Annotated in this window: 10 protein-coding genes; 8 read left to right on the top strand and 2 right to left on the bottom strand. The window is 26.6% G+C overall.

What is annotated here, in order from left to right; all coding sequences use genetic code 11:
* Positions 1 to 222 precede the first annotated feature (222 nt).
* From R2808_RS11275 to R2808_RS11240, 8 genes are all read left to right on the top strand, one after another.
* Positions 223 to 1,476, top strand: coding sequence for a tyrosine-type recombinase/integrase (locus R2808_RS11275; protein ID WP_371271111.1), 1,254 nt, complete (start codon positions 223 to 225; stop codon positions 1,474 to 1,476).
* The gene (locus R2808_RS11270) at positions 1,473 to 2,084 is read left to right on the top strand and encodes a hypothetical protein (protein WP_221258497.1); all 612 of its coding nucleotides are present in this window, start codon (positions 1,473 to 1,475) and stop codon (positions 2,082 to 2,084) included. Before R2808_RS11275 ends, R2808_RS11270 begins: the two co-directional genes overlap by 4 nt.
* 101 nt (positions 2,085 to 2,185) lie before the next feature.
* The gene (locus R2808_RS11265) at positions 2,186 to 2,470 is read left to right on the top strand and encodes a helix-turn-helix domain-containing protein (RefSeq protein ID WP_221258496.1); all 285 of its coding nucleotides are present in this window, start codon (positions 2,186 to 2,188) and stop codon (positions 2,468 to 2,470) included.
* Positions 2,471 to 2,550: 80 nt separating this feature from the next.
* Complete coding sequence (locus R2808_RS11260; protein ID WP_371271110.1) at positions 2,551 to 3,786, top strand: primase-helicase family protein; 1,236 nt, start codon at positions 2,551 to 2,553, stop codon at positions 3,784 to 3,786.
* 206 nt (positions 3,787 to 3,992) lie between these two features.
* Entirely contained in the window at positions 3,993 to 4,850 is an 858-nt protein-coding gene (locus R2808_RS11255) for a toprim domain-containing protein (protein WP_371271109.1), read from the top strand.
* A 72-nt stretch (positions 4,851 to 4,922) separates the two neighbouring features.
* On the top strand, positions 4,923 to 5,219 hold the full coding sequence (mbpA, locus tag R2808_RS11250; protein ID WP_221258493.1) for a mobilization protein MbpA: 297 nt from the start codon (positions 4,923 to 4,925) through the stop codon (positions 5,217 to 5,219).
* Complete coding sequence (locus tag R2808_RS11245; protein WP_221258492.1) at positions 5,216 to 5,974, top strand: relaxase/mobilization nuclease domain-containing protein; 759 nt, start codon at positions 5,216 to 5,218, stop codon at positions 5,972 to 5,974. Before mbpA ends, R2808_RS11245 begins: the two co-directional genes overlap by 4 nt.
* 2 nt (positions 5,975 to 5,976) lie before the next feature.
* Complete coding sequence (locus R2808_RS11240; RefSeq protein ID WP_221258491.1) at positions 5,977 to 6,411, top strand: DUF6730 family protein; 435 nt, start codon at positions 5,977 to 5,979, stop codon at positions 6,409 to 6,411.
* A gap of 132 nt (positions 6,412 to 6,543) precedes the next feature.
* Here R2808_RS11240 and R2808_RS11235 read toward each other — a convergent pair whose 3' ends face one another.
* The gene (locus R2808_RS11235) at positions 6,544 to 7,062 is read right to left on the bottom strand and encodes a hypothetical protein (RefSeq protein ID WP_221258490.1); all 519 of its coding nucleotides are present in this window, start codon (positions 7,060 to 7,062) and stop codon (positions 6,544 to 6,546) included.
* 30 nt (positions 7,063 to 7,092) lie between these two features.
* Positions 7,093 to 7,614 (bottom strand): hypothetical protein, encoded by a 522-nt coding sequence (locus R2808_RS11230; RefSeq protein WP_221258489.1) that lies wholly within the window; start codon positions 7,612 to 7,614, stop codon positions 7,093 to 7,095.
* Between the last annotated feature and the right edge of the window lie 411 nt (positions 7,615 to 8,025).

Raw genomic sequence — 8,025 nt, 5'->3', positions numbered from 1 at the left:
CAAAAACGGCAACCGTAAATTAAAAACCCTGTAAAATTAATGCTTTACAGGGTTTGTTGTGGAGTCGGAGAGAATCGAACTTTATATCTTCTAATATTTGTTATAATGTTAAAAACCTCTGTTTTACAAAGATATACAATTTTTTTTTATATTTGTTTATATCTCAATTTTATAACTAAATATATTAAAACTGTCAGTTAAATTGTCAGTAAAAATTATTACATGAAATACTTTTTTTATTTAGATAAACCGAAGTCAGACAAGCCAACGACAATATTTTTTGCGACTTATTTTAAAGAAGAAAATAAGAAGTTTGTGTATTCTACAGGTGAGAAAATACTGCCAATTCATTGGAATTTTGAAACAAATAGTCCTATTTTAAAAGGGCAAAAAAAGGATAAATTCGCAAGTACTATTAAAAAGCAGATAGGGAGATATTCTGATTTACTGTTAGAAACTGATAGTTTGTATAAAAGGATAAATGAACCACTCACTTCAAAAATTTTAAAGAAAGAATTTGATGATTTTTTCAAAAAGACCTTGAAAGGTAAAAATATATTTTTCGATGCGTATGATATATTTATGGAAGAGAAAAAAAAGGGGAAAGAATGGTCTGAAGCAACAATCAAAAGATATAATAATATCAAAAATATTTTAAAAAACTTTGAAGAAAAAAGAAATTTCAAACTAACTTTTAGTGCAATTAATCATTCTTTTCATCGAGAGTTTACCTCTTATTGTATGGATGATTTAAAACATATAAACAACACCTATGCCCGTAATCTAGGGCTGTTCAAAACTTTTATGTTTTGGGCTATGAAAAATAAATACACTTTCAATAACACTTTTATCGAATTTAAAAAAGTTGAGAGAGTAATTACGAACCAAGTTGCTTTAACATTGGAAGACTTGCAAAAATTAATGGAGCATGATTTTGGAAGCGAAAGACTTGAAAAAATAAGGGATGTGTTTGTTTTTGCCTGTGTTACAGGAATGCGTTTTGGTGAATTGTCTTTAATTTCAAAAAGTAATGTTACCGATTCCGAAATTTTACTAAAAGAAGATAAAGACACGAATAAACCAGCTCGAAATATTCCGTTGACAACTATATCAAAATTTATTTTGAAGAAGTATAATTTTAAACTCCCTTTAATAGCTAACCAAAAGCAAAATGAATATATCAAAGAGGTTTTTAAAGAATTAGAATATAATCATAAGGTTCAAAAAATCACTACGCGTGGTAAAGAAAATATTAAGGAAGAATTAGAGTTTTATAATCGTATAAGTACTCATACGGCTAGAAGAACTTTCATTACGATGATGAAAAGAGAAGGGAAAAGTGATAAATTAATTGGTAGAATCACAGGGCATACTGATATGAAAACTTTAAATCAGTATTACCAAGTTGATGATAATCAGACTAAAGAAGCTGTAGAGGAAGTATTTAATGTTGAACTTAAAATGAAAGTTGTATGATAAAGGATAAAATTGCTAAAAATTTAAATTCATTTGATGTGGAATCAAGTATGTTTTTATTAGCATTAATTTATTTATTTGCTTCAATTCATTTTTGGAATATCCGAGACCAAAATTCTTATTATTTATATTATGTCTTTTTATACGGAATTCTTACTTTTTTATTTATTATCCCCTTAATAAAAAAGATTATTTTGATTAACCCAAGTCGATCAGTAAAAAAAATCGAGATTGAATTAGGAACACATGATAAGGTAATGCCTTATACTAATGAAGAATTGGTTGAGAAAAAATTAAAGAAAAAAATTAATTTTGTCATTTCTGAATTAAATTTAAATTCTAAAACTGATTTTGCAATTCTTTTTTTATATGTTCAATACTATATTTTTGATAAAAAAATCAGCAATTCTGAATTATTAAGGCAAATTAATGGTTCATTTGAGTTTGATAATTTCTCTGAATCACATTTTAGTCAAACGGCAAATAATTTATTTATTTGGAAGGATGGAAAAGCAAAAATAAAGTCTATTAAAGAAGTTTGTAATCATTCACTTCATTACGAAAGGTTTAAGGAAATTCAAGAAAAATTTAGGGATATTAACTCTTAAAAAGTATTTTTACATATAAAATTTACTTTATCTGAATCTACATAAAGTTATGTAAAGTATATCCAAGTGTAACATTGCAAGGAATTTAAAAATGCAATGTTATGACACACACAAATCCATTTGAAGCAATTCATTCAGAATTAAATGAATTGAAAGGTATGGTTAAACAAATTTTGACTACACCCAAAGAAGACTTATCTAATAAACTTTATACAGTAAAAGAAGCTGCTGCTATTTTAAAAGTAGATAAGCAGACTATTAACAACCACATTAATAGAGGTAATATAAAAGCTACTTTTATAGGAAGAAGAAAGTTAATCAGACATGAAGAGCTGTTTGATTCTTTGAACGAAGTGAAATCTTTAAAATACAAAAGACAAGCATAGAACTGCCATTCTGTGCTTGTCTTTTTCATTTATTAACCTTCGTATATGAACTACAAATATACGAATAAATTGTATTATTTATGAATTTAGATATTCCCTATATTCGTGTAGGAACATCCTACTATAAAATTATTGATAAACCACTTATTTCAGGAGATAAGGTAAAAGTGATGGTAAAATGGAATCGAGATACCATTATTACCGATCACGGAAAATCATTCCTGGAGAAAATTTTAAAATTAGATGGTTTTTGTTGTATTCCAAACCATTTGGAGTATAATTTAATTATTGAAAATTTTTACAATACCTATAATGAACTTGATGTAAAGCCAATAGATGAAAAACTTACTTTACAACAATTGGAAAATAATATTCCGAATTCTCTCAATTTTATTCGTCATGTTTTTGGTGAACATTATGAGTTTGGATTAGATTACATTAAAATACTTTACGAAAAACCAACTCAAACTTTACCAATTCTTTGTTTGATAAGTAAAGAAAGGGCTACAGGTAAAAGTTCATTCATTAAATGGATGAAATCTATTTTTAGTTTGAATATGACATACATCAAAGGAGATGCTTTTAGTTCTCAATTTAATAGCGATTGGGCAAGCATGGTTCTAGTGGCTATTGATGAAGTGTTTTTTGATAGAAAAGAGATTACAGAGCGTTTAAAATACCTTTCTACAACTGATAAGGATAAAGTAGAAGCGAAAGGAAAAGACAGACAAGAAATTGAATTTTTTGCCAAGTTTATACTTTGTTCCAATAATGAGGATAATTTCATTCAGATTGACGAAGAAGAAATTCGATTTTGGATTAGAAAAGTTAGACCCTTAAAATCGGAAGACGTTCACTTTTTGACTAAACTCAAAGAAGAAATTCCTTATTTCTTAAAATACTTATTAACTCGAGAATATAAGAGTAAACAAAAAACAAGAATGTGGTTTACTCGCGAACAAATTATGACCGATTCTTTGCTTCGTTTAATCAGTAACAATAAAATTGAATTAGCCTTAATTGAATTTATTAATGAGTGCTTTGATAAAACTGAAGATGAGGAATTATATCTCGCTCCAGGAGAAATATTTCTAATGCTTAAAAAGTATAATCCAAAGTTGTATATAGGTTCTGCTAATGAAATAAGAATGATATTAAAGAAGTGGAATTTAGAACCTGAAAATAACACAAAATCTTATCAAGGAATCGAACTTTTATCACATGGAGAGTTTACAACTATTGGTAGGCGAGGTAGATTTTATACTATAAATCGAGATTTTTTTTCTAAAATTTTTGATGCAGTGATGCAAGAATAGGTTAAAGTATTGAATAACAAAAACTTAGTCTGCATCAAAATTTGCATCAAACCTGAAAAACTCCCTTTTTGATGCAAGAGTGATGCAGAAAATGAAAATAGTTTGATGCAATGATGCAGAAGTGATGCAAGGTAAGTTTTTTAAAATCAATTAATTACAGGGTTTTGCATCACTGCATCAAAAAAAACTCAAAATTTTTTATTTCTATGAATATTGAAAAAGCAAAGCAAATTCCTATAGAATTTGTACTTCAAAAATTGAATCATTTACCCTCAAAAATTAGAGGTAATGATTCTTGGTATTTAAGTCCTTTCCGTGAAGAAAAAACATCTTCGTTTAAAGTTAATACTAAAATAAATAAATGGTATGACCATGGTATTCAAAAAGGAGGAAATTTAGTCGATTTAATCATCGAAATGTATCATTTTTCAATCTCAGAAACTTTACATTTTTTAGAAGATTTTGATGATGAAATTTCTATTTTTTCTTTTCAAAAGCAAAAAGCTTTAGTGAAAAATGATGCTAAAAAAGATACAACAATTAAAATAAATAAAGTAATTGATATTCAACATTTCGCTTTAAAGGAATATCTAGAAAATAGAAAAATTTACCTGTATGAAGATGAACCAAATTTAAAAGAAGTTCATTTTCAAATTAATAATAAAAAGTATTTCGGTATTGGTTTCAAAAATAATACTGACGGATTTGAAATTCGTTCTAAATATTCTAAAATATGTATTGGTAAAAAAGATGTCACGCTATTGGTAAAAGGTTATAAAAACAAATTAAGAGTTTTTGAAGGTTTCTTCGATTACTTATCATTCAAAAATGCTTTCAAATTAGATAGTGATTTTCTTGTTCTTAATTCATTAACATTAATCAATCGATGTGACGAAATTTTATCAAAATATGATGGAATCGAACTGTATTTTGATAATGATGAAGCAGGAAATCAACAAACGATGTTGACACTAGAGAAATTCAAAAATGCAAAAGATTGTAGGGTGTTTTATAAAGGTTTTAAAGACTTAAATGACTATTTAACAAACTTACCGTTGCGTTGAGTTTTCAAGATGTGTCCTTGTCAGGACAAATCTTGCTTTTTCTCCCTTCGGTCGCAAAAGAAAAAGGAATTAATGAAAAATGTTAAAATCGAATTTAGATGTTCTCTTTTTGATAAAAAGTTAATTAAAATTAAAGCTCAAAAATCAGGTTTAACTGTAAGTGATTTTTGTAGAAATTCAGCACTTGACAAAACAATAGTTGAAAAATTAAATCAAGAGCATATTGAATTTTATAAAATGTTAATTAAATATCATAATAACTTTAAAAGTATAGGGAATTTAATTAAAAATAAAGACCCTTTATTACATCAAAAAGTAAATGAACTGGCAGATGAAATCAGAACTCATCTAAAAAACTTTCAAAAATGATAGGTAAAGGTAAATCTATATCACATACAAAAGCATCCATTCTATATGGATGGAATCAGGAAAAACGCTCACAAATTGTATTTAAAAATAATTTAGCATGTATATCTCCAACTGAAGTAACCGATGAATTCAAAATCATTCAATCGATGAACTCAAATTGTAAACGAAACACTTTTAGTTTTGTTCTTAGTCCGACTATAGAAGATGGTGAAAAATTAAGTATAACAGAATTAAATAAAATTACTTCATGTTTTATCTCTGAAATGAAATTGATTAATCATCAATCAATAGCTTTTGTGCATGAAGATAAGAAACATAAGCACATTCACTTATATGTTAATAGAATTGATTTCAATGGAAATGCTTACAATGATAGTTTTATTGGTAAAAAAACCCAGAAAATCGCTGAAATTGTAGCTTTAAAATTAGGACTAAAAACAGTTAAAGAAGTCATTGAGGAAAAACTTGAAAATGATAAGGATATTAGAAATTTTATTAAGGTTAAACACGATGAAGCCTTTGCTTTTTTTGATATTAAAAATTGTAGTATCTACATCGATGAACTTGAAAAAAGTGGAATAAAAGTTAAACCTGTTATTAATAATAAGAGTAAACTGCAAGGCTTTAGATATGAATTTATAAACAAATCATTTAAAGGAAGTGAAGTGCATAGAAGTCTATCTATAAACAATTTAATTAAACATAAAGAGGAAAAAGGGAGAACAAATTTTAAAACAAATAAACGTAGAATTTAATTATGGCTAAAATAGAAGAAATCACAGCATTATTAATGGATGAAATTAAAATTTTTGAACAAAATATCTCAAAACTTAAAGAAGAATCCAATAAAATACATAACACAAAACTTATAATAGACTCCTCAAAAATTGAAAGTATTTTTTCTCAATTTTTAAAGCAGTTAAATCACGATATAGAAAAACTTAGAATTCAAACAGATGGGAAAACAAAGTCAAATAATGTTCCAAATTGGATAGGTTTGTCATTTCTTGTATGCTTAAGTATTATAATGATAAGTATTTCAATTAATTATCTTCAATTTAGAACAAATTTGAATGCTAAAGAAGAAGCATTTGAACTAGGCAGGAAAAGTGTTTTTATTCATATAGACAGTTTTTTTAAAGATAACCCAAAAGCTTTAAAAGCATACAGAGAATGGAATAAAAATGAATGATATGGCAAAATAATACTAATTCCAACTAAAGCCGGGATTTTTGATGTAATGACAATAAAAAGTACAATCGAATTAATCCAACTCCCAAACCAAATAAGATAAAGCATTATTCATTTAATATGATAAAAACAACTAACTCTTAGATTCAATCATTGGATTGTTATCTAGGTCATAATCATCTAAATCATCGTCATTTGGGAGAAGATAATTTGACATTTCTTCAAATATATCTGCTTCTGTAGTTTCTATATAAGTTGGTTTTAATCTATTTGTTTCAGTTTCATTTTTAATAAATGAAATGTTTAAATCTTCAAAAGTGAATACATTTTCATCAAAAAACAGTTCAAGAGGTCCTATTTCTAATTGAATTTGTTCCCAAATTTCAGCATTTGCAATCTCAATATGCGTTCTACCTCGAAATCCTTTTCCCCATAATTCAGCTTCTCTATCTAAAGTTGTATTTGCCTTAATGACTAAATAATTATTAAGTTTATTCCAAGTTTTTAATTGATGGAATGTTAGCGGATACTCTTCACGAATTCCAGTTTCAATCCATAAATAATTTTCCATTATAGACAATTCATGTTCTTCAATAGTATGTCTTAGTTCAAGACAACTAATTAATGATAAAAGGGTTGTTCTGTCAATCATATTGAATTATTTAAAAGTAATCTATAAAACTTAAACTAATGTTTTAGCTTGTAAATATTGGTCTAAAATTTCTTGATATTCTTTTTCGGTAATAATAGTTTGTTCAGAAAAATTATAATTATAAATGTCTTCAAAGAAATTTTCAAAATAGAGTACTACAAATACGTTTAACTTTCCAGTTCTTCCATATCTTATTATTTCTTCATCAACCAAATTAGGTAGCATCTCTAGATTATCAATACTCTTTTCATTTACACTTAAATACTTAAACATTATATATGTTTTAAATTCTAAATCACTCATCATAATTTTTAATATTGACAACCTTTCATTCTCTTCTAATGAAGAAAATATATTCATAATTGTTTCTACCGAATGACTTGTTGATTCTCTAAGAAATGATTTGTTATGTTTCTTTTTAATAAGATTAGAAAACTTATCTGAAAGGTTTACTTTATCTTCCCTAAAATGAGGATTGTTAGTTTTTTCAAACAACAATTGATTAATTACTGGTTGTAAAACTTTGTAAGTTTTTTTGATTAAATCTTCCATAATATGCATAAATAAAATGCGTGAGACATTAGCCAACCGAAATAGAGGTACTAGGAGACCCAACAAACAGAAGACTACGCCCACGCAAGTATCATGCACGGGCGTAAGCCTATTAATTCATTGGTTTGTTTAGAAGATTCCTAGTTTTCTATTTCCAAGATTAACAGCTTACGCGATCGTTAATATTTTTGAACTGTAAATTTATTAAAAGTTAACTCAATTAACTAATTGTTTTTATACTTTAATATAAGTGATTTTTTTTAAAAAAACTGTTAATTAAAATGATAATGATTAAAATTTTATACCTTTGCAAATAGATATGAAGCAATTTTTCCATAAAATAATGTCTTTAGCAATGGCTTTTGTAGTGTTATTCTCTACAATGTCATTTACTGTGAATATGCATTATTG

Origin of the sequence: Flavobacterium sp. (assembly GCF_041392005.1) — a bacterium.
GTDB lineage: Bacteria > Bacteroidota > Bacteroidia > Flavobacteriales > Flavobacteriaceae > Flavobacterium.
This window is presented reverse-complemented; position numbering and strand designations above follow the sequence as displayed.